Source organism: Pseudomonas sp. GM33, assembly GCF_000282295.1.
Taxonomy (GTDB): Bacteria; Pseudomonadota; Gammaproteobacteria; order Pseudomonadales; family Pseudomonadaceae; genus Aquipseudomonas; species Aquipseudomonas laurylsulfatiphila.
Genome location: NZ_AKJO01000091.1, coordinates 74,989 through 97,175 on the forward strand (window position 1 = coordinate 74,989; position 22,187 = coordinate 97,175).

A 22,187-nucleotide genomic window follows, 5' to 3' on the forward strand; every position below is an offset into this window, starting at 1 on the left:
AAAACGGTATCAAGCGATGATGACCGTTTTGAAACGGTGGCGATTATAGCGGGCTATGCCGATCTTCCAAAGCGTTTCTGTCGGTCAATGTCCGAACGGTAATCGAGACCATAGTCGATGCTCAATAGAGCTCTGGGTCGGGCTCTGCCATGATGGTCAGCATCATTCGGCAAGACGCTCAGGAGTGAACATGAATTTCCATACCCGCAAGTGGGTAAAACCCGAAGACCTCAATCCTAACGGCACGTTGTTCGGCGGTAGCCTGCTGCGCTGGATCGACGAAGAGGCGGCGATCTACGCCATCGTCCAGTTGGGCAACCAGCGTGTGGTGACCAAGTACATTTCCGAAATCAACTTCGTCAGCGCCTCGCGCCAGGGCGACATCATTGAGCTGGGCATCACCGCCACCGAGTTCGGCCGTACCTCGATCACCCTGACCTGCGAAGTGCGCAACAAGATCACCCGCAAGAGCATCCTCACGGTCGAGAAAATGGTCTTCGTCAACCTCGGTGAAGACGGCTTGCCGGCGCCCCACGGCCGGACCGAGATCAAGTACGTCAAAGATCAGTTCCAGGACGATGACGCCGTTCAGTAAGATCGGCGTCGTTTTCTTCGCGAGCAAGCCCGCTCCCACATTTGAAACGCATTCCAATGTGGGAGCGGGCTTGCTCGCGAAAGCGGTTCTGCATTCGCTGAAGATTTGTCTGGGCACTGAACAGCCGTGAACCCCGCGTGTCGTAGCTAAATAGCCCGCCACTGGTTGCGCACATCATGAACTCGGCACAAGACGGCAAGACCCCGAACCTGTCGGCGCAAGAAGAGCACGAAGTCGAAAAGAGCCAACCGCCCCGTGCCGCGGTGTTGCACGAGATCATTCGCACCCAGGGCGATCAGGAGCTGGAGCGCAGCATTGCCGCTTTGTGGTGGTCGGCGCTGGCGGCGGGGTTGACCATGGGCCTGTCGCTGATGGGCATGGGCCTGCTCAATTCGCGCCTGCCGGACGGCGAGGGATTCAAGGTGATCGCCAGTTTCGGTTATTGCGCCGGTTTCCTCGCGGTGATCCTCGCTCGTCAGCAACTGTTCACCGAAAACACCCTGACCGCCGTGCTGCCGGTGATGACCAAGCCGACCCTGGCCAACTTCGGCCGTCTGCTGCGGCTGTGGACGGTGGTGCTGATCGGTAATCTCTGCGGCACCTTGCTGGTGGCGTACGTGATGCTGGAGCTGCCGATTTTCGACAGCAAGACCGACGTCGCCTTCCTCGATATCGGCCGCAAGGTCATGGAAAACCATGCCAGCCAGATGTTCGCCAAGGGCATCGTTTCCGGCTGGATGATCGCGACCATGGTCTGGATGATTCCGTCCATGGAGAGCGCGAAGATGTGGATCATCATCCTCATCACCTACCTCATGGCGCTGGGAGACTTCACCCACATCGTCGTCGGCTCGCTGGAGGTTTCGTATCTGGTGTTTGCCGGCGAGTTGCCGTGGAAGGACTTCTGGCTGGTGTTCGCCGGGCCGACGCTGGCGGGGAACATCATTGGAGGCAGCTTTATTTTCGCGCTGATCAGTCATGCGCAGATCCGTAGCGAAAGCGGACCACCGAAAGCGTCAGCGGATCAGAGCGAAGCTGCTGATCCGAAGACGATCAAAAAACCATCAAGGTGATGCTCAGCCCACTACATTCAGCGCAGCCGCAACGCGACGCTGGCGATAGATGAAGAACAGCGCGGTCAGCACGGTCAAGCCGCTGACCAGTGCGCCGGTCCACGGCAAGTCCGCCAGATTCGCGCCGCTGGCCACTACCAGGCCGCCAATCCATGCGCCGGCGGCGTTGCCGAGGTTGAAGGCACTCTGGTTCAACGTTGAGCCGAGGTTCGGTGCTTCATGGGCCTGATCGATGATCAGCAATTGCAGGATCGGGCATAGCGCGAAGGCGAACGTCCCCCACAGCACCAGTGTAATTGCCGCAGGGATCACCGATTGGCTGGTTTGTGTGAATGCCGCCAGCACCACCAGCACCGCCAATGCCATGCCCACCAGCGATGGCAGCAAGCGGCTGTCCGCCAGGCGACCGCCGAGCATGCTGCCGGCGGTCAAGCCAACGCCGAACAGCAGCAACATGAGGGTGACGCCGTGGGGGCTGACGCCAGTGATGTCCTGCAGGATCGGCGCGATGTAGGTAAACACACTGAACAGGCTGGTCGAGGCCAGCACGCTCATGCCCAGGGCCAGCAGCACGTTGGCCTTGCCCAGCACCTTGAACTCGCTGGCCAGGTTGGCTTTATCCATCGCGATGTTTTTTGGCAGCCAGACCCATTGCGCAATCGCGGCCAGCACGCCGATCACCGACACCGCCCAGAACGTCGAGCGCCAACCCGCGTATTGCCCGAGCGCGGTACCCAATGGCACGCCGAGCACGTTGGCCAGGGTCAGGCCGGTGAACATCATGGCAATCGCCTGGGCCCGTTTGTTGGGGGCAACCAGGCCTGCAGCCACCACCGAACCGATGCCGAAAAAGGCGCCGTGGCAGAGTGCCGTGATCACCCGCGCGGCCATCAGTGTGGCGTAGTTCGGTGCCAGCGCGCAGAGCATGTTGCCGAGGATGAACATCAGCGTCATGCCCAGCAGGGTGGCTTTGCGTGGCATGTTGGCGGTGCCGACGGCGAGGATCGGCGCGCCGAACACCACACCCAGGGCGTAACCGGTGATCAGCAATCCGGCATCGGGAATGCTGACGCCGAGATCGCGGGCGACGTCGGGCAACAGGCCCATGATCACGAATTCGGTGGTGCCGATGCCGAAGGCGGCAACGGCGAGGGCAAGCAAAGCGAGTGGCATGCGCAAGGTCTCTGTCGGTAGTCTTGACGCTGTGATCAGGCATACGCAGGCCGACGACCGTTCTCGACGAGAGCGGGCGGGGCAGGATTTTTATTGGAATTGGTCTGTGCGCAACTGAGTGCGGCGTGGTCGTTTGCAGTATAAACAGCTGCTGACATATGGCGAATCAATTCTCTACCGAAATTCTGTAGGGGCGAGCTTGCTCGCGAAAGACGTCAAGGCGACGCGTTTATCCAGACAGCACGCGTTATCGTTAACGTCCATCGCGAGCAAGCTCGCTCCTACAGAGATCGTGTAGACAACAAAAGGAGTGGGCCGTGCTTGCGACGGCGTTGGTGTTGGTGGCGGCGCTGTTGCACGCGGCGTGGAATACCCTGATCAAGTTCAGTGCGGAGCGGCTGTTGGTGGTGGCCTGCATGGACAGCGTGGCGCTGCTCTTTGTCGCGCTGATGGTGCCGTTCCTGAGCCTGCCGCCGCTGGAGATCTGGCCGTGGATCCTGGCCTCGGCGGCGTTCGAACTGCTCTACCGCTACTTACTGATCCAGGCCTATCGGGTCGGCGACCTCGGGCTGGTTTATCCGCTGATGCGAGGTCTGTCACCGTTGGTGGTGCTGGCGCTGACGCTGATCTTTGCCGGGGAGGTGCTGACCCATCAGCAGATTTTCGGAATCCTGCTGATCCCGTTCGGCATGCTGTGCCTGCTCTGGCAGGGTGGCGGCGGTGCGCGTTTGCCGTGGTCGATGCTGCCGGTGGTGGCATTGATCGGCCTGTGTATCGGTTGCTACACCTACATCGACGGTCAGGCCTTGCGGCGCTGGTCCCATCCTCTGGATTACCTGGTCTGGGTCACCTTGCTCAGTGCCTGGCCGTTTCCATTGTTGGCATTGGTAAGCAAGCGCCCCGCGTTCATGCTGTTCTGGCGCGAGCAGTGGCGCCTGGGTCTGGCGGTCGGGTTTTGCGTGTTGTTCAGCTACGCTCTGGTGCTGTGGGCGATGCAATTGGGCTCGATTGCAGAAGCGGCAGCGTTGCGCGAGATCAGCGTCATTCTGGTGGTGCTGTTTGGCATGCGTTACCTCAAAGAACCTTTTGGCGGGCCACGCCTCTTAGCTTGTGGGCTGGTGCTGATCGGCATACTGGTGATGAAGTTTTGATCGCCGTTGATGGATTCGATTTTCTACAACATGAAGAAGGGACTGCGTAATGACGGTTGCTCTGTGGTGCATTTTGATTGCGATCTTCCTGCCGTATCTATGCACGGGTGTCGCAAAGATCAGTGGCGGGTTCCGACTGAAAGACAATCATGATCCACGAGGATTTCTCGATTCCCTGGAGGGTTTGGGCAAGCGGGCAAATGCGGCGCAGCTGAACAGTTTTGAAGTGACGCCGGCGTTTGCAGCTGCGGTGATCGTGGCGCACCTGGCGGGCAACGCCGAATTGGTGACCATCAATGTGTTGTCGGTGTTGTTCATCACCAGTCGTCTGCTTTTCATCATTTTCTATCTGGCGGACTTGGCGGCGCTGCGGTCGTTGATGTGGTTCGTGGGGATGGCGTTGATCGTGAGTTTCTTTGTGGTGTCCGTCTGAGTCTCAGGCGCTAATCAAGGCCTCTTCGCGAGCAAGCCCGCTCCCACATTTGATCCTCAGTGGACACAAATTCTGTGTTCGACAGTGATCCTGTGTGGGAGCGGGCTTGCTCGCGAAAGCTAACTGTCAGGCGATGCGAGACTCAAGGATTGGTTTTAACCGCATCGGCCACCTGCGGCACTTGCGGCAACGCCGCACCTTTGGGCCAGAGCATCCAGATCTGCCCCTGCTGTTTCATGTCCCCGGCCAGTTGCCCGGCTGCATCGCCGGTGCCCCAGAACAGATCCGCCCGGACTTCACCGGCAATCGCGCCACCGGTGTCTTGCGCTGCCACAGGTCGAACCAGCGCGGTGCCGTCCGGTCTGGTGGTGGACAGCCACAGCAGGCTGCCCAACGGAATCACCTTGCGATCCACGGCTGCGCTGTACCCGGCGGTCAACGGTACGTTCAACGAGCCGCGCGGACCTTCGTTGCTGTCCGGGTTACGGGTGAAGAACACATAGCTGGGGTTGCTGCCGAGCAGTTCGGGAATCCGCGACGGATTGGCCTTGGCCCAGGTGCTGATGGCGCCCATGGTCACCTCTTCTTTTTTCAACTCGCCCTGTTCCACCAGCCAGCGGCCGATCGGTCGATACGGATGGCCGTTCTGGTCGGCATAGGCGATGCGTAACTGGCGGCCGTTATCGAGCTGGATGCGACCCGAACCCTGGATTTGCAGGAACTGCAGGTTCATCGGATCGGTCAGCCAGGCCACGACCGGTGCCTTGACCCCTTTACTCTCGATGGTAGCCGCATCGTCGTACGGCTTGAGCACGCGACCTTCGAGCCGACCACGCAGGCGTTTGCCCTTGAGTTCCGGGTAAATGCTGTCGAGGGCGACGATGATCATGTCTTCGGGGACGCCATAGACCGGGACATTGGCCATGCCGGTCTGGGTCAGGCTGCCCGGATAGACCGGCTCGTAGTAGCCGGTGATCAAGCCGTTGGGGTTGTCGTTGGCGGCGCGCAGGCCATACACATCGAGGTTCTGCTTGAGAAAGCCGCGAATGTCGCTGGCGGTTTGCGGCACGTTGGCCGCCGCCGCGCAGGTGCCACCCCAGACCGGGTCGGCCTTGAGTCGGGTGCAGGCGCTGTGCCAGGAGCCGAAACCGGCGACCAGGTCGGCGTCGGACACCGCCGGCAGCGCTTCCCATGTAGCGCTGGAGTAAGTGGCCAGGGCATGGGTTTTCGGTTGTTGCTTGTCGCCACCGGTGCAGCCTGCGAGCAGGGCCATCATCGGCAGGGTCCAGGCCAGGCTGTGACGCCATGCCTTTAAACGGCTGTTCATGGAGTGATTCCTTTGCCGGTTGCCTGATCGCTCCATGCGCTCAAGCAACCCTTATTGATAATAGGGCTATTGGTCTTTGCCGATGACACGAGGATACTGGCCGCCGTTTCCCGTGACCTGAAGCCACCATGACTCTTAAAAGACTTTCTGTTGTATTGCTGGCCTGCCTGACATTGTCCGCTTGTGGCGGTGTTGACCCTAACTCGCCGCTTGGTCAGCGCAAGGCCATTTTCAAGCAGATGCTCAAGACCGGCGAAGACCTGGGCGGCATGTTGCGCGGGCGTATCCCGTTCGATGGCCCGAAATTCGCCGAGGGCGCGGTGAAGCTCGATGGGTTGTCCCGTGAGCCGTGGCAGCATTTTCCGCAGGTGCGCGAGGAGGATCACACCAGCGCCAAGAGCGATGTCTGGGAGCAGCAGGCACGCTTTCAGGGCATGGCCCGCGATCTTGAATCCGCCACCGGTGAACTGGTGATCGCTAGCCAGGTTCAACCCTACAAGGCCAGCAACCTGGGGCCGGCGGTGCAGAAAGTCGAAGATGCTTGCAGTGCGTGTCATAAGGCGTTTCGAGATCATTGATTGGCGTTGTTCGGTCTGACGCCTTCGCGAGCAAGCCCGCTCCCACATTTGATTTTCAGTGGACACAAAATCTGTGCTCGACGGTGATCCAGTGTGGGAGCGGGCTTGCTCGCGAAGGCTGCTTTAGTAGCACCAAAGATCCAAGTTCGTTGCCAGTGCTTACTTATCCAGCTCATCCAAAGCGTCCTGCAATTCCTTGCGGGCATCGGCGAGTTTGTCTTTGCGCTTGTTGATCTTCTCGGGGTCGCCTTTGCTCATGGCCTTGTCGAGGTCTGCCTGACGCTTGCTGACTTCGTGCCTGGCGTCGAGCACCTTGTTTTCCCTTTCCTTCTTCAGCGAGGCGTCGGTGCAGTTGGCTTCGACTTCGCTCAGGGCTTTTTCCAGGCCGGCCTGCTGGTCGGCGTTGCCGTGGACCTTGGCCAATTCGATCTGGTTGACGATACCTTGCTTCTTGGCGGCGCAACCGGACAGCCCCGGCGCTTCCTCGTCCGCCATCAACGGGGTGGCCAGCATGCTGCACAGGGCCAGGAGGGCGAGCGGTGAAAGAAGTTTCATAAAAGCTCCAAGTAGGAAGGCCTGCGGGCCGGTGTGGCAATGGCTTGTTGGAGCCCAGCGATCCCCAGGGGTTCCCGGTGGGCACGGGGCTGGCAGCTAAAAGCCGTCAATCCCCGTTTCACGTAACGTTTCACTCAAGGCCAGGACCTGCGGATCGCGGAAAAAAGCGCTCAGTTGCGCCGCGCGTCCCGGTCCGATACCGGCCTCGGCTCGCCATTGCTCGATGTCTCGCTGCGCCAGCGTCTGCCATGAATCGCCGAGAGGCACCGGACCTGCAGGCGGCAATCCCAGGGCTTTCAGCCAGTGCGCGAACGGGCGTTGCCGGGCCTGGTTGAAGCTGTCTGCAAGACGAGTCGCGCTGCGCTCGCCGAAACCGTCAATGGTAGCAAGCTCTTGGGCATCAAGGGTCAACCAATCCAGCAGACCGTTCAGGCGACCTGTTGCAAGAAGTTTTTCCCACGTGCCCGGACCGACATTGGGCAGCGCCAGACCCTGTTTGCCGCTGAGCCAGGTCAGGCGTGCGAGAAATTGGCCCTCACACCCCGGAGTCGGTTGCCAGCAACTCAATGAATGAAAGTCCGCTGCTTTCGGCACGCTCAATTCGACGCGCTCGCTGCTGCGCAGCACGACGCCATCAAGCCTGGGAATGGTCAGCCCGGCCAGGCTGATGGCGACCTGATCACCCGGACGTATGTCCAGCGCCCGCCAGCGTTGCAACGAGCTGACGCTGACGTGTTTGATCTGCCGGTCATCGAGTGTCACCGGGGTCAGTTCAAGTACCGGAGTGATCCGTCCGGTCCGGCCGATTTTGAAGTGAACCTGGCGGACTTCGGCCAGTGCCTGGGCGAAGGGATACTTCCAGGCGATGGCCCAGTAGGGTGGGCGGGCTTGCCAGCGTTCGGCGGCCGGGCGCTGGTTCTGGCGCAGGACGATGCCGTCGCTGGCAAAGGGGAGGGATGCGCGATACCAGTGTTCACGCCAGCGTTCAGCATCGCTGACGGAGGCGATTGGCTGGCTGTATGCCGTGGTGCTGGGGAAGCCCAGCGCCTTCAGTGCTGCGGCTTGGGCGGGTGTGCTTGCCGGCCCTTGGGGCCAGTCCCAGACAAACAAGTCGATGCCGGCGGCCTGTTCGGTGCTCAAGACCTTGCGCGCCATCAGGCCCGCCACCGTGGCGCGGGCGTTGAGGCTGCCGGCGCGGGCCTGCACATGATCGGTCAGGCGCCAATACAGTTCGCCTTGCACGAGCAAATCCCGAGGTTCGGATAGCTGCTGCGGGATAGCCGGAATCTGTCGTGCCGGAGCCGTCCAGTCCTGACCGCTCTCGCCGTCGCCGCGGCTGATGGCCTGGGCCAACAGACCATTACGGTAAACCAGGGTCACCGCGACCCCGTCGATTTTAGGCTGGGCCCAGACGTCCACCCGGTCGCGCAGCCATTTTTCGACGGCGGGCCGATCATGCAGTTTGCCCAGGCCGGTGTGGGCGATGGGGTGGGGTAGTGGGCCGCGCGCAGTGCGCAAGGGGTCTGCGGGCGGGTTCAGGTTGAAGCAGTGGCGCCATTGGGTGAGTTGCGCGCGGGACTGGTCGTAGAGTTCATCGGCGACCAGTGAGCGTCCCTGGCGGTGATAGCTGTCGTCCCATAAGTCGATTTGTTGTTGCAGTTTTTTGACTTCAATCCGGGCGCGTTCTGATGGCCAGTCCGGGCACTCGGCGGCGCTGGCGGTCAGGCAGGTAAAGGTCAGTAGGGCAGCGAAAAGCAGGCGCAGGGCGGGAAGCATCTTGAGCGTCCTTGCTCGGTGAGGTGCGTTAAGGCTAGGTCAGTATCAGTTGGCGCAGCGAGGGGGTGTTTTGCCGGGTATTTCCGGCGGCTGTGCTGGCCTCTTCGCGAGCAAGCCCGCTCCCACAGTAGACGCTGGTGTTCTGACCAACTCAATCCCCTGTGGGAGCGGGCTTGCCCGCGAAGGTTGCGACGCGGTGTAAAGCGAATCCCCAATAAAAAGCCCCGCAAGGCGCGAACCGTGCGGGGCTTCGGGTGTTGCGGGGAAGTCTTACAGGCCGGCAGCAGAACGCAGGGCGTCGGCGCGGTCGGTTTTTTCCCAGGTGAATGTGGTGAAGGTGTCGTCACCAACGGTCTTGGTCGCCGGGGTGCGACCGAAGTGGCCGTACGCAGCGGTTTCCTGGTACATCGGGTGCAGCAGGTCGAGCATGGTGGTGATCGCGTATGGGCGCAGGTCGAACACTTCGCGAACCAGTTTGACGATCTTGTCGTCGCTGATCTTGCCGGTGCCGAAGGTGTTCAACGAGATCGAAGTCGGTTGGGCAACGCCGATCGCGTAGGAAACCTGGATCTCGCAACGCTCGGCCAGGCCGGCGGCAACGATGTTCTTGGCTACGTAACGACCGGCGTAGGCCGCCGAACGGTCAACCTTCGATGGATCTTTACCGGAGAACGCGCCACCGCCGTGACGGGCCATGCCGCCGTAGCTGTCGACGATGATCTTGCGACCGGTCAGGCCGCAGTCACCCACCGGGCCGCCAATGATGAACTGGCCGGTCGGGTTGATGTGGAACTGGGTGTCCTTGCTCAGCAGTTCGGCAGGCAGCACGTGCTTGACGATCAGCTCCATCACGCCTTCGCGCAGGTCGTTGTACGACACTTCCGGGTTGTGCTGGGTCGACAGGACGACCGCGTCGATACCGACAACCTTGCCGTTTTCGTAGCGGCAGGTCACTTGCGACTTGGCATCCGGACGCAGCCAAGGCAGCAGGCCGGATTTACGGGCTTCAGCCTGGCGCTGCACCAGCTGGTGCGAGAAGGTGATCGGTGCCGGCATCAGCACGTCGGTTTCGTTGCTGGCGTAGCCGAACATCAGGCCCTGGTCGCCGGCACCCTGATCTTCAGGCTTGGCACGGTCGACACCCTGGTTGATGTCAGGGGACTGCTTGCCGATGATGTTCATCACGCCGCAGGTCGCGCCATCGAAGCCAACGTCGGAGCTGGTGTAGCCGATGTCGGTGATCACGTCACGAACGATCTGCTCCAGGTCAACCCAGGCCGAAGTGGTGACTTCGCCGGCGATGATGGCCACGCCCGTTTTCACCAGAGTCTCGCACGCCACACGGGCGAACTTGTCTTCAGCAATGATGGCGTCCAGCACCGCATCAGAAATCTGGTCGGCGATTTTGTCCGGATGCCCTTCAGACACGGACTCGGAGGTGAAAAGGGAGTATTCGCTCATCTCGATGTTTTCCTGAAATTACCGATGGTGAGTGTCGCCAGCCGGTCGCTGAAAGTGGCGGACCTGGATCTGGAAACCATTACGTAAGCCTACATAGAGGCTTTCCCCGGGAACGAGTCCCGCAGCGGTGGCCCAACGGGCCAGATCGTCCTGTTCAAACCCCAGCCAGAGATCACCGCAGGCCTCCTTGGCCCAACTCTGGTTGTGGCTACATAACTCTGTCACCAACAGGCTACCGCCTGGTTGCAGCAAGTGGGCCATGTGCTTGAGCGCATCGGCCGGCGCGGCAAAATGATGCAGCACCATGTTCAGTACCACGCAATCGGCCTTGAGGCTGACGCCGTTCAATGCATCGGCCAATTGCAGGCTGACGTTAGTCAGCTTGTCGCGTTCGCAGACCTGGCGCGCCAGTTCGAGCATCGCGGTGCTGTTGTCCAGCGCCGTGACCTGCGAGAAGCGGCGCGCCAGTTCCGGCAGGAATGCGCCATCGCCGGGGCCGACTTCGATGGCCGTGGCGTCTTTGCGCAGGCTCAACTTGTCGAGCAGGGCCACCACGCTTTCGCGGTACTGCGGCAGGCCGGCGATCAAGTCTTGCTGGGCGCGAAACTTCTCCGCTACCCGTGAGAAAAAGTCCTGGCTGGCGGCTGCTCGTTGCCCGTGGACCTGGGCGATGCGCGCCTGCACATCAGCCGGCAGCGTCAGGTTGTCGACTTCTTCGAGCAGGGCTGCGTGCAATTTGCCGCCCAGCAGTTCGGTGTGGGGCAGGGCGCGACGGTAAAAAATCGCATTGCCTTCGCGGCGTGTTGCCACCAGGCCGGCCTGTGCCAGTACCTTGAGGTGGTGGCTCATGCCTGACTGACCAATGCCGAAGATCTGCGCCAGCTCCAGCACGCCAAACGAATCGTTGGCCAGTGCGCGCAAAACATTCAAACGCAGGGGATCGCCGCCAGCCTTGCACAAGGCCGCCAGCTCATCGCAATCGTCATGCTGAATGGAGGGCACGCGTAAATTCATAAGGCCGGCAGTCTAGTCACGGGTCGAAGGCATCGCAAGAGCAATATCAAAAAGTTTTGATATTGCTCGATAGATGGCACTTCTTGACGTTAGCTTCAGTCAACAAACGAACAGCGGAAAGGTTTCATCAGGCGAATACGTCGTTATCCATTGGAAAAACGCCTTCAGATGACTATCTGTCATTGCCCCGAGGCGGCCCGGTGAGGGAAAATGCTCGCCTTTTTTCCGTTTCGTTTTATTCAAGTCCCCCAGGAGAACAGCGATGCCTAGCCGTCGTGAGCGTGCCAACGCCATTCGTGCCCTCAGCATGGATGCCGTGCAAAAAGCCAACAGCGGCCATCCCGGTGCCCCAATGGGTATGGCGGATATCGCCGAGGTACTTTGGCGCGACTACCTCAAGCACAACCCGAGCAATCCATCGTTCGCCGACCGTGACCGCTTCGTGCTGTCCAACGGCCATGGCTCGATGCTGATCTACTCGCTGCTGCACCTGACCGGCTACGACCTGTCGATCGATGACCTCAAGCAGTTCCGTCAACTGCACAGCCGCACCCCGGGCCACCCGGAACTCGGCTACACCCCGGGCGTGGAAACCACCACCGGTCCACTGGGCCAGGGCCTGGCCAACGCCGTGGGTTTTGCCCTGGCTGAAAAAGTCATGGCGGCGCAGTTCAACCGTCCTGGCCACAACATCGTCGACCACCACACCTATGTGTTCCTGGGTGATGGCTGCATGATGGAAGGCATTTCCCACGAAGTCGCTTCCCTGGCCGGTACCCTGGGCCTGGGCAAGCTGATCGCCTTCTACGATGACAACGGCATCTCCATCGACGGCGAAGTCGAAGGCTGGTTCACCGACGACACGCCGAAGCGTTTCGAATCCTACAACTGGCAAGTGATCCGCAACGTCGACGGTCACGACCCGGAAGAGATCAAGACCGCGATCGAGACGGCGCGCAAAAGCTCGCAGCCAACCCTGATCTGCTGCAAGACCACCATCGGCTTCGGTTCGCCGAACAAGCAAGGCAAGGAAGACTGCCACGGCGCCCCACTGGGTGACGCGGAAATCGCCCTGACCCGTGCGGCGCTGAAGTGGAACCACGGCCCGTTCGAAATCCCGGCCGACATCTACGCCGAGTGGGACGCCAAGGAAGCAGGTAAGGCTGTCGAAGCCGAGTGGGACCAGCGTTTCGCTGCCTACTCCGCTGCGTTCCCGACTGAAGCCAACGAACTGGTGCGTCGCCTGAGCGGTGACCTGCCAGCCGACTTCAGCGAAAAAGCCGCGGCCTACATCGCCGAAGTGGCTGCCAAGGGCGAAACCATCGCCAGCCGTAAAGCCAGCCAGAATGCCCTGAACGCATTTGGCCCGCTGCTGCCCGAGTTCCTCGGCGGTTCGGCTGACCTGGCCGGTTCCAACCTGACCCTGTGGAAAGGCTGCAAAGGCGTCACCGCCGAAGATGCCAGCGGCAACTACATGTACTACGGCGTGCGCGAGTTCGGCATGACCGCGATCATGAACGGCGTTGCCCTGCACGGCGGTCTGGTGCCTTACGGCGCGACTTTCCTGATGTTCATGGAATACGCCCGCAACGCAGTGCGCATGTCGGCCCTGATGAAGCAGCGTGTGATCCACGTCTACACCCACGACTCTATCGGTCTGGGCGAAGACGGCCCGACTCACCAGCCAATCGAGCAACTGGCCAGCCTGCGCTGCACGCCGAACCTCGACACCTGGCGTCCAGCCGACGCCGTTGAATCGGCGGTGTGCTGGAAGTACGCGCTGGAGCGCAAGGACGGTCCTTCGGCCCTGATCTTCTCCCGTCAGAACCTGCAGCACCAAACCCGTGATGCCGGCCAGATCGCCGATATCAGCCGTGGCGGTTATGTGCTGAAGGACTGCGCGGGCGAGCCTGAGCTGATCCTGATCGCTACCGGTTCGGAAGTCGGCCTGGCTGTTCAAGCCTTCGACAAGCTGACCGAGCAGGGCCGCAAGGTGCGCGTGGTTTCCATGCCGTGCACCAGCGTGTTCGATGCCCAGGACGCCGGCTACAAGCAATCGGTCCTGCCGTTGCAGGTCAGCGCCCGTATCGCCATCGAGGCCGCTCACGCGGACTACTGGTACAAGTACGTGGGCCTGGAAGGCCGCGTGATCGGCATGACCACCTACGGCGAGTCGGCGCCTGCGTCGGCTTTGTTCGAAGAGTTCGGTTTCACCCTGGAAAACATCCTGGGTCAGGCTGAAGAACTGCTGGAAGACTAAATCCGGAAATCGGGTTGTGTGAACTGACGCTATCGCGAGCAAGCTCGCTCCCACATGGACGGTGTATACCCTGTGGGAGCGAGCTTGCTCGCGATGACAATGGAACATTCAACGCTGCACTAACGGATTCACCACGGTAATCGAGAACCCCATGCCTCAACCGCGTCCCTACAAAGTTGCACTCAACGGCTACGGCCGGATTGGTCGTTGCGTCTTGCGTGCGTTGTTCGAGCGAGGCGACAAGGCCGGGTTCGAGATTGTCGCGATCAACGATCTGGCGGACATGGCCAGCATCGAATACCTGACACGCTTCGACTCCACCCATGGCCGGTTCCCCGGTGAAGTGAAGGTCGACGGCGATTGTCTGCATATTAATGGCGACTGCGTGAAGGTCCTGCGCAGTGCCACCCCCGAAGGCATCGATTGGGCATCCCTGGGCATCGATCTGGTGCTGGAGTGCTCCGGCGCTTACCACACCCGCGAAGACGGCCAGCGTTTCCTCGACGCCGGTGCCCCGCGTGTGCTGTTTTCCCAGCCGATGGCCAGCGAGACCGATGTCGACGCCACCATCGTCTACGGCGTGAACCAGGATTGCCTGACCGGCGATGAACTGCTGGTTTCCAACGCGTCCTGCACCACCAACTGCGGCGTGCCGCTGTTGCGCCTGCTGAATCAGGCCATTGGCCTGGATTACGTGTCGATCACCACCATTCACTCGGCGATGAACGATCAGCCGGTCATCGATGCCTATCACCACGAAGACCTGCGCCGCACCCGTTCGGCGTTCCAGTCGGTGATTCCGGTGTCCACCGGTCTGGCGCGTGGTATCGAACGCCTGTTGCCGGAACTTGCCGGACGAATTCAGGCCAAAGCCGTGCGGGTGCCGACGGTCAACGTGTCCTGCCTCGATATCACGATGCAGACCGCCACCGCGACTGACGCCACCGAGGTCAACCGGATCCTGCGCGAAGCCGCCACCAGCGGCCCGCTCAAAGGCCTGCTGGCTTACACCGAGTTACCCCACGCAAGCTGTGATTTCAACCATGACCCACATTCGGCGATCGTCGATGCCAGTCAGACCCGCGTTTCCGGCCCACGGCTGGTGAACATCCTGGCCTGGTTCGACAACGAATGGGGTTTTGCCAACCGAATGCTGGACGTTGCAGAACACTATCTGCAAACAGCAACTTCAAAAAAACCGTAGGAAGTGCGACCCATGACCGTGTTGAAGATGTCCGACCTCGATCTGCAAGGTAAGCGCGTATTGATCCGCGAAGACCTCAACGTCCCAGTCAAGGACGGTGTTGTCACCAGCGATGCGCGTATCCTGGCCTCGCTGCCGACCATCAAGCTGGCCCTGGAAAAAGGCGCGGCCGTGATGGTCTGCTCGCACCTTGGCCGTCCGACCGAAGGCGAGTTCTCGGCCGAGAACAGCCTCAAGCCGGTTGCCGACTACCTGAGCCGTGCCCTGGGCCGTGAAGTGCCGCTGGTGGCCGATTACCTGGGCGGTGTTGACGTCAAGGCAGGCGACATCGTGCTGTTCGAAAACGTGCGCTTCAACAAAGGCGAGAAAAAGAACGCCGACGAACTGGCCCAACAATACGCCGCCCTGTGCGACGTGTTCGTGATGGACGCCTTCGGCACCGCTCACCGTGCCGAGGGTTCGACCCACGGCGTGGCCAAGTTCGCCAAAGTCGCCGCTGCCGGCCCGCTGCTGGCCGCTGAACTGGACGCATTGGGCAAGGCCCTGGGCGCCCCGGCCCAGCCGATGGCGGCCATCGTCGCCGGCTCCAAGGTGTCGACCAAACTCGACGTACTGAACAGCCTGAGCCAGATCTGCGATCAGTTGATCGTCGGCGGCGGCATTGCCAACACCTTCCTGGCCGCTGCCGGTCACCCGGTCGGCAAGTCGCTGTACGAGCCGGACCTGCTCGACACCGCTCGCGCCATTGCCGCCAAAGTCAGCGTGCCGCTGCCAGTGGACGTGGTGGTTGCCAAGGAATTCGCGGAAAGCGCCGCTGCGACCGTCAAACTGATCGCTGACGTCGCTGCCGACGACATGATCCTGGACATCGGCCCGCAGACCGCGGCGAACTTCGCCGAACTGCTGAAATCGTCCAAGACCATCCTGTGGAATGGTCCGGTCGGCGTGTTCGAATTCGACCAGTTCGGCAATGGCACCAAAGTGCTGGCCCAGGCCATCGCAGACAGCGCGGCGTTCTCCATTGCCGGCGGTGGCGACACCCTGGCTGCCATCGACAAATATGGCGTGGCCGAGCAGATCTCCTACATTTCTACCGGTGGCGGCGCGTTCCTCGAGTTCGTCGAAGGCAAGGTGTTGCCAGCCGTTGAAGTCCTGGAAAGCCGGGCCAAGGCCTGAGGGTCGCCCGTTTGACCAGGCAAGGGAGTGTTGACATGGTCAAGACGTTAGCGTTGTTGATCGTCGCAGGTTCGCTGGTGGCGTGCGGGAGTAACCCGAAGGCCACTGCGGAACCGGCGCCGTCCGAGTCGGACAAGGGCTGCTACCAGGCTGACTGGCAGGCCGAAACCAACCCGGTGCTCAACAAGCGTTCCGGGCCGGAAGGCCTGGACAAATACGAGACCCGGACGCCCGCCAAGGAACATGGCTGCCCTTGACGGGTCTGACTCATTACTCAGGGCTGGCAGCGTGCGCCGCCAGTCGAGGGACACGGATGAAAGGTTTTATCGCCGTTACGGCGCTGGCGCTGTTGGCCGGTTGTGCTCAGCTGAATCAGTTGAACCCGTTCCAGTCGTCCGCGCCTGTGGATAACTGGACCACCTGGACCTGCGACAGCCAGGCCAAAGTGCTGTGGCGCTACACCGACGACAGCCGCAAGGACGTCGACGTGCGCCTGGGCGGTGCCGATCAGGTCTACCGCTTGAAGCAGGAACCGGGTGCATCGGGTTCGCTGTACAGCAATGACATGCTGGCGTTTCACATAAAAGGTGAGGAAGGCCTGGTTTACTGGGTCGCCACCAATGATTTGATTGGGCGCGGTTGTAAAGCGCAATAAACGGACTACGCCGTACCTGTAGGAGCGAGCCTGCTCGCGATGGTCGTTAACGATAACGCTGGGCACCTGAATGCCCGCGCTGTCTGGGCCACCATCGCGAGCAGGCTCGCTCCCACAGGGTTCCGGGGAAGTTCTTGAGATTTTCGCAACACCGAATTCGCAGCCCGGGCTCAACCCCCGATCTGCAATAACTTGAATAGCCGCCGCCGCTACGGCAGGCTGGCACGATTAACGACCCTCAACCGGGAGAGACACACACAATGGCACTTATCAGCATGCGCCAGATGCTGGACCACGCAGCCGAGTTCGGCTACGGCGTTCCAGCCTTCAACGTCAACAACCTTGAGCAGATGCGCGCCATCATGGAAGCCGCTGACAAGACTGACTCCCCGGTGATCGTCCAGGCTTCGGCCGGTGCTCGCAAATACGCCGGTGCACCGTTCCTGCGTCACCTGATCCTGGCGGCAATCGAAGAATTCCCGCACATCCCGGTGTGCATGCACCAGGACCACGGCACCAGCCCTGACGTCTGCCAGCGTTCCATTCAACTGGGCTTCAGCTCGGTGATGATGGACGGTTCCCTGGGCGAAGACGGCAAGACCCCGACCGACTACGACTACAACGTGCGCGTTACCCAACAGACCGTGGCCATGGCTCACGCCTGCGGCGTTTCGGTAGAAGGCGAGCTGGGTTGCCTGGGTTCGCTGGAAACCGGCATGGCCGGTGAAGAAGACGGCATCGGCGCCGAAGGCGTTCTGGATCACAGCCAGATGCTGACCGACCCGGAAGAAGCCGCTGACTTCGTCAAGCGCACTCAGGTTGATGCCCTGGCCATTGCCATCGGCACCAGCCACGGCGCCTACAAGTTCACCAAGCCGCCTACCGGCGACGTGCTGGCGATCGACCGCATCAAGGAAATCCACAAGCGCATTCCGAACACTCACCTGGTGATGCACGGTTCGTCTTCGGTTCCGCAAGAGTGGCTGGCGATCATCAACCAGTACGGCGGCGACATCAAGGAAACCTACGGCGTACCGGTTGAAGAAATCGTCGAAGGCATCAAGCACGGCGTGCGCAAGGTCAACATCGATACCGACCTGCGCCTTGCATCCACTGGCGCCATGCGTCGCCTGATGGCCACCAACCCGAGCGAATTCGACCCGCGTAAATTCTTCGGCGCCACTGTCACCGCCATGCGCGACGTGTGTATCGCTCGCTACGAAGCCTTCGGTACTGCCGGTAATGCATCGAAGATCAAGCCGATCTCGTTGGAAGGCATGTATCAGCGTTACCTGAAAGGTGAGTTGAACGCCAAGGTCAACTAAGACTTCGGTGCGTTCATGTTGAATTAAAAAGCCCGCAGCGATGCGGGTTTTTTATTGGCTGTCATATCTATTGTTGTGAGAAATATGGCGTCTGAGCGTTCTTTATGGCTCCAGTTTATGTAGGGGAAATAGAGCGCGCGTGAAGTGTTATTCTTTATCTTGGCGTCTTTATTGACTGCTATCGAGGTTTGCTATTTAAATTAATTCGTACGCAAATCGTGCATAAAATTTCATGGATGAAAGGAAATGCTGATGCCATTCAGAAAAATATCAAGGTGCTTCTGTTGTGTTGTTTTGATGATTTCACCGAGCCTGGGCTCAGCGGCATCGGAGGATGAAGTTTTTACTGCTTCGATCGACTCCCGGGGTAAGGTGCTGGCAAAATCATCAGAATGGATTTCTGCAGTAAAGGTAAATCCTCGTTCAGGATATTACTCCACTTATAAAATTGCTTTCGAAACAGGGGTCTTTAAAAAAGCTCCGGCCTTTTGTGCTGTATCTGTAACAGATGTTAATACGTTTGATGACATTTTTTATGCTCATGCAAAATTGGCCGGTACGCCAACTTCTAGCAGCGTTCAAGTTGTTACTCATTTGGTTGGGAGTCTGGAGAAGAATTACGATTCTTCGAAGAGTTTTATGTTGATGTGTATCCAATAGATTTGCGCGTTGCTAGAGGGCCAGGTTGACTTGGAAAACCGTCGCAGGACGGTTTTCCTTTTTGGAAGTCAAATGGAGCGGCGACGGTTCAGGAACTACTGGTTGTGATCGATATCCAGCTTGCTGAAGGTCACTTTCCCGCCTTCGGTGGTGTACCCGGTGTTGTCCTGCACATAGACCCCGGCCTTGAAGTACAGCGGCTTGTCGCGCCAGGTTGTGCTGATTTGCGTATCCCACTGATAGCCTGCCGCGCTGATGCCCAAGGCACCACCGGGGCTGAGGTGAATGAGGTAGTTGAACTCCTGGTCGAGTTTCACCCCAGTCGCAACGATGATCACCCGGCCTGTATCGTCATCGGGATGCATCCGGACCTTGGCGACGATATTGCCCGTGCCTGTACTGGTTTTGTATTGGTATTCGACCTTCACCAGCGGTTTCTGGCTTTGATAGGCATGGATCTGGCCGATGACGACTTTCCCGGAACTCGGCACCTGGTTCACTGCCAGCGTGGCATACAACAAATTGTCGGCATCCGGGTAATACCAGTTTTTCAATGTGCCGTTGCTGTAGGTTTCACGTAATTCGGTGCGCGGATAAATCGCGTTTTCGGTACGGGAGCCGGTCACGGGCGACCAGAAAAACAATGTGCCGGTGTCGGAGTGGAAGTATTGATCCTTGAAACCATCCACCAGCTTGGAGGTTTCGACAGTGTACGGCGGGCTGCCGACGGGGACGCTGAGGTTCCAGGTTGCGAGGTCGATCATGTCGGTTCTTCCGCTTGATTCATGCTGCACGGACGTGCCACTAGCTCTAGACCGCGCCTTTGGGGCGGCCTTTATAAGCGTAGCGAGGTTTTTTGTTAATGCTCGTCTGACGGGTGGCTGACGTCAACATCCTGTCGAAATGCCATCTTTACCGGTTTTCATGGGGCTGAACCATCGACCGTTAGTCGGCAAAAAGTCACAATGGTGAATGATGGCTCACTGATACCTTCTGCTTTTGCAGAACCGGGTCTAGAGTGAAGGCACAGTATTTGTCCGGTTTTCACGAGAAACCGGCCTGACGCCCCGCAATTAGAGAAGCAGCATGGAATGCGCGCAACCCACGCCAGTAGACGGCGGCTCAACCCTTTTAGTCGTAGACGATTACCCTGAAAACCTGATCAGCATGCGTGCGTTGTTACAGCGCCAGGGCTGGCGGGTCATTACTGCCACCTCGGGATTCGAGGCCCTCGGCTTGTTGCTGGAACACGATATCGACCTGGTGCTGCTGGACGTGCAGATGCCGGGCATGGACGGTTATGAAGTGGCGCGCCTGATGCGCGGTAGCCAGCGGACCCGCCTGACGCCGATCATTTTCCTGACCGCCAATGAACAGTCCCAGGACGCGGTCATCAAGGGCTATGCCAGCGGTGCGGTGGATTACCTGTTCAAGCCGTTCGACCCGCAGATTTTCACACCCAAGGTCCAGGCGTTGCTCGAACACCAGCGCAACCGCCGGGCCTTGCAGCGCTTGAGTCATGATCTGGAATCCGCCCGGGCCTTTAATGCATCGGTGCTGGATAACGCGGCCGAAGGCATTCTGGTATTGGGGGAGGACGGCCTGATTCGTTTTGCCAATCCGGCGATGTCGCGGCTGCTCAATGCCCCGGTGCAGGAACTGCAAGGCAAGGAGTTTCTGGACTATCTGCAAAAGCCCCATATCCCGGTCTGGGCCGATTCCGAGTTTTTCACGGGCTACAAACGTGGCGAAACCTTGCGCCTGCACGATGCTTTGCTGCGTACGACGCGCGGCCAGCAGGTGCCGGTGGCCTTGTCCTGTGCGCCATTGCCTGCCGAGCAACATGCAATGGTAGTGACCGTGCTGGACATGTCGGTGGTGCGCCATCTGCATCAGCAGCTGGAGTTTCAGGCGGTCACCGATCCGCTGACCGGATTGCTCAACCGCCGCGGTTTCTACCAGACCGTAGAGAACCTGCTGTTGCGCGGTGAGCGTACCGACAGTTCCTGGGTCTTGATGTATCTGGACCTCGACGGCTTCAAGCGCGTCAATGATTCGCTCGGCCACGATGCCGGCGATCGGGTGCTGCGCTGGGTCTCCGAACAGTTGAAGGCATGCTTGCGGCCCTTCGACATCCTGGCGCGGATGGGCGGCGATGAATTCACCGCGCTGCTGGATCTGGAGGTCCCCGAGCAAGCGGCGAAGATTGCCGAGAAGCTCATCGAGCGCGTGTCGATCTGTCAGCAGGTCGACGGCCTCGATATCGCCCTGGGTGCCAGCATCGGCATTGCTACGTTCCCCGATTGTGGTGCCAATCTCGACGGGATGCTGCGGGCGGCCGACATCGCCATGTACGAAGCCAAGCGTGCCGGTCGTCAGCAATACCGCTTCTACGATCACGAAATGAACGGTCGGGCGCGCTCGCGGCTGATGCTCGAGGAAAGTGTGCGCACGGCCATCGAGAACCGGGATTTCAACCTGGTGTATCAGCCTCAGGTTGCGATTGCGGACGGGCGGATTCGTGGCTTCGAGGCCTTGCTGCGCTGGCAGCATCCGAGCGTTGGCGACGTGCCGCCGGGGCTGTTTTTGCCATTGCTGGAAGAGGCGCGGCTGATCAGTCGGCTGGGCAGCTGGATCTACCACCGCAGCGCCGGGCAGCGCAAAGCCTGGGAAACCCTGTTCACCGAGGACCTGGTGCTCGGCGTCAGCTTGAGCAGTACGCAGTTCGGCATGCCCAACCTGGTCACTGAACTGCGCCAGGTGCTGGAGCGCCATGGCTTGCAGCCGCGTCATCTGGAGGTCGAGATCACGGAAGAGGCCTTGATGCATCACCCCGAGGAAACCCGCAAGCAGTTACGCCTGTTGCACAATCTGGGCGTACGAGTGGCATTGGATGACTTCGGGGCCGGCCCGTGCTCCCTGTCGCACCTGCGCGACCTGGAGCTGGACACCCTCAAGCTCGACCGGCATTTGATAGCCCGGTTGCCGGACTCGGTACGGGATGCGGCGCTGGTGCGCAGTGTGATCGACTTGTGCAAACAGTTCGGGGTGCTGGTGATTGCCGAAGGGGTGGAAACCGTCGCGCAGTATGAATGGTTGCGTGCCAACGGCTGCGAATATGTGCAAGGCTTCCTGGTGGCCCGGCCGATGATGGCCGAAGACGCCGGGGTCTTTGTCCAGCCGTTTGACTGGAGCGCGCTGCCCCGCTGAATTCGCTACACTGGCGACCTTTCAGTGACCCGTATTGCCGCCCCGATGACCGTGTTGAAATATCTCCAGGCCTATCCCGCCACTTTGCAGGATCAGGTGCGCCAGCTGATCGCCGACGGTCGACTGGGCGATTACCTGAGCCAGCGTTACCCGCAAAAGCACGGTGTGCAGAGCGACAAGGCGCTGTACACCTATGCCCTGGACCTCAAGCAGGAATACCTGCGCAATGCTCCGGCCATCGACAAGGTGCTGTTCGATAACCGCCTGGACCTCACTCACCGTGCCCTTGGCCTGCACACCACGATCTCCCGGGTGCAAGGCGGCAAGCTCAAGGCCAAGAAGGAAATCCGCATCGCTTCGCTGTTCAAGGAAGCGCCTTGTGAGTTCCTGAAAATGATCGTGGTGCATGAGCTGGCGCATTTTAAGGAATCGGAGCACAACAAGGCGTTCTACAAGCTGTGCGAGCACATGCTGCCGGGGTATCACCAGGTGGAGTTTGATGTGCGGGTGTACCTGACGTGGCGGGAGCTGCCGCAGGCTGCGATCTTTTAAGGAGAGCAA

Annotated in this window: 21 protein-coding genes; 14 read left to right on the forward strand and 7 right to left on the reverse strand. The window is 60.1% G+C overall.

The window, feature by feature from the left end; translation table 11 throughout:
• Window positions 1–190: 190 nt before the first annotated feature.
• Entirely contained in the window at window positions 191–595 is a 405-nt protein-coding gene (locus PMI26_RS12785) for an acyl-CoA thioesterase (RefSeq protein WP_007975451.1), read from the forward strand.
• 176 nt (window positions 596–771) lie between these two features.
• Window positions 772–1,668 (forward strand): formate/nitrite transporter family protein, encoded by an 897-nt coding sequence (locus tag PMI26_RS12780; RefSeq protein WP_007975452.1) that lies wholly within the window; start codon window positions 772–774, stop codon window positions 1,666–1,668.
• Between the two features lie 3 nt (window positions 1,669–1,671).
• Here PMI26_RS12780 and PMI26_RS12775 read toward each other — a convergent pair whose 3' ends face one another.
• Window positions 1,672–2,841, reverse strand: coding sequence for an MFS transporter (locus PMI26_RS12775; RefSeq protein ID WP_007975453.1), 1,170 nt, complete (start codon window positions 2,839–2,841; stop codon window positions 1,672–1,674).
• A gap of 317 nt (window positions 2,842–3,158) precedes the next feature.
• Here PMI26_RS12775 and PMI26_RS12770 point away from each other — a divergent pair, with 317 nt between their 5' ends.
• Window positions 3,159–3,992: an EamA family transporter gene (locus PMI26_RS12770; RefSeq protein WP_007975454.1), complete on the forward strand. Its 834-nt coding sequence runs from the start codon at window positions 3,159–3,161 to the stop codon at window positions 3,990–3,992.
• Between the two features lie 49 nt (window positions 3,993–4,041).
• The gene (locus PMI26_RS12765) at window positions 4,042–4,425 is read left to right on the forward strand and encodes an MAPEG family protein (protein ID WP_007975455.1); all 384 of its coding nucleotides are present in this window, start codon (window positions 4,042–4,044) and stop codon (window positions 4,423–4,425) included.
• A 142-nt stretch (window positions 4,426–4,567) separates the two neighbouring features.
• Here PMI26_RS12765 and mltA read toward each other — a convergent pair whose 3' ends face one another.
• On the reverse strand, window positions 4,568–5,752 hold the full coding sequence (mltA, locus tag PMI26_RS12760) for a murein transglycosylase A (protein ID WP_007975456.1): 1,185 nt from the start codon (window positions 5,750–5,752) through the stop codon (window positions 4,568–4,570).
• A 128-nt stretch (window positions 5,753–5,880) separates the two neighbouring features.
• On the opposite strand from mltA, the gene PMI26_RS12755 reads away from it, so the two are divergent.
• Window positions 5,881–6,330, forward strand: coding sequence for a c-type cytochrome (locus PMI26_RS12755; RefSeq protein WP_007975457.1), 450 nt, complete (start codon window positions 5,881–5,883; stop codon window positions 6,328–6,330).
• Window positions 6,331–6,489: 159 nt separating this feature from the next.
• Here the strand turns inward: PMI26_RS12755 and PMI26_RS12750 are convergent, their stop codons facing one another.
• The 4 genes from PMI26_RS12750 to PMI26_RS12735 form a co-directional block, all read right to left on the reverse strand.
• Window positions 6,490–6,885 carry a DUF1090 domain-containing protein gene (locus tag PMI26_RS12750; RefSeq protein ID WP_007975458.1) on the reverse strand — a complete coding sequence of 132 codons (396 nt, stop codon included), beginning with the start codon at window positions 6,883–6,885 and terminating at the stop codon, window positions 6,490–6,492.
• A 96-nt stretch (window positions 6,886–6,981) separates the two neighbouring features.
• Window positions 6,982–8,661: an NAD-dependent DNA ligase LigB gene (gene ligB, locus PMI26_RS12745; protein ID WP_007975459.1), complete on the reverse strand. Its 1,680-nt coding sequence runs from the start codon at window positions 8,659–8,661 to the stop codon at window positions 6,982–6,984.
• A gap of 270 nt (window positions 8,662–8,931) precedes the next feature.
• Window positions 8,932–10,122, reverse strand: a complete 1,191-nt coding sequence (metK, locus tag PMI26_RS12740; protein ID WP_007975460.1) for a methionine adenosyltransferase — start codon at window positions 10,120–10,122, stop codon at window positions 8,932–8,934.
• 18 nt (window positions 10,123–10,140) lie between these two features.
• Window positions 10,141–11,136 carry an ArsR/SmtB family transcription factor gene (locus PMI26_RS12735; RefSeq protein WP_007975461.1) on the reverse strand — a complete coding sequence of 332 codons (996 nt, stop codon included), beginning with the start codon at window positions 11,134–11,136 and terminating at the stop codon, window positions 10,141–10,143.
• A 262-nt stretch (window positions 11,137–11,398) separates the two neighbouring features.
• Between PMI26_RS12735 and tkt the strand changes: the two genes are divergently transcribed.
• The 7 genes from tkt to PMI26_RS31430 all read left to right on the forward strand — a co-directional run bounded on the left by tkt (window position 11,399) and on the right by PMI26_RS31430 (window position 18,416).
• The gene (gene tkt, locus PMI26_RS12730; RefSeq protein ID WP_007975462.1) at window positions 11,399–13,396 is read left to right on the forward strand and encodes a transketolase; all 1,998 of its coding nucleotides are present in this window, start codon (window positions 11,399–11,401) and stop codon (window positions 13,394–13,396) included.
• A gap of 151 nt (window positions 13,397–13,547) precedes the next feature.
• On the forward strand, window positions 13,548–14,600 hold the full coding sequence (epd, locus tag PMI26_RS12725; RefSeq protein ID WP_007975463.1) for an erythrose-4-phosphate dehydrogenase: 1,053 nt from the start codon (window positions 13,548–13,550) through the stop codon (window positions 14,598–14,600).
• A gap of 12 nt (window positions 14,601–14,612) precedes the next feature.
• On the forward strand, window positions 14,613–15,776 hold the full coding sequence (locus tag PMI26_RS12720; protein ID WP_007975464.1) for a phosphoglycerate kinase: 1,164 nt from the start codon (window positions 14,613–14,615) through the stop codon (window positions 15,774–15,776).
• Between the two features lie 35 nt (window positions 15,777–15,811).
• Window positions 15,812–16,033: a hypothetical protein gene (locus PMI26_RS12715; protein ID WP_007975465.1), complete on the forward strand. Its 222-nt coding sequence runs from the start codon at window positions 15,812–15,814 to the stop codon at window positions 16,031–16,033.
• 56 nt (window positions 16,034–16,089) lie between these two features.
• Complete coding sequence (locus PMI26_RS12710) at window positions 16,090–16,431, forward strand: MliC family protein (RefSeq protein WP_007975466.1); 342 nt, start codon at window positions 16,090–16,092, stop codon at window positions 16,429–16,431.
• Between the two features lie 260 nt (window positions 16,432–16,691).
• Window positions 16,692–17,756 (forward strand): class II fructose-bisphosphate aldolase, encoded by a 1,065-nt coding sequence (gene fba / locus PMI26_RS12705; RefSeq protein WP_007975467.1) that lies wholly within the window; start codon window positions 16,692–16,694, stop codon window positions 17,754–17,756.
• Between the two features lie 246 nt (window positions 17,757–18,002).
• Complete coding sequence (locus tag PMI26_RS31430; protein ID WP_157222273.1) at window positions 18,003–18,416, forward strand: hypothetical protein; 414 nt, start codon at window positions 18,003–18,005, stop codon at window positions 18,414–18,416.
• Between the two features lie 95 nt (window positions 18,417–18,511).
• Here the strand turns inward: PMI26_RS31430 and PMI26_RS12700 are convergent, their stop codons facing one another.
• Complete coding sequence (locus tag PMI26_RS12700; protein ID WP_007975468.1) at window positions 18,512–19,180, reverse strand: polysaccharide lyase family 7 protein; 669 nt, start codon at window positions 19,178–19,180, stop codon at window positions 18,512–18,514.
• A 322-nt stretch (window positions 19,181–19,502) separates the two neighbouring features.
• Between PMI26_RS12700 and PMI26_RS12695 the strand changes: the two genes are divergently transcribed.
• Together PMI26_RS12695 and PMI26_RS12690 are read left to right on the forward strand one after the other, a co-directional pair.
• Window positions 19,503–21,626: a putative bifunctional diguanylate cyclase/phosphodiesterase gene (locus PMI26_RS12695; RefSeq protein ID WP_007975470.1), complete on the forward strand. Its 2,124-nt coding sequence runs from the start codon at window positions 19,503–19,505 to the stop codon at window positions 21,624–21,626.
• 45 nt (window positions 21,627–21,671) lie between these two features.
• Complete coding sequence (locus tag PMI26_RS12690) at window positions 21,672–22,178, forward strand: YgjP-like metallopeptidase domain-containing protein (protein WP_007975471.1); 507 nt, start codon at window positions 21,672–21,674, stop codon at window positions 22,176–22,178.
• Window positions 22,179–22,187 lie beyond the last annotated feature (9 nt).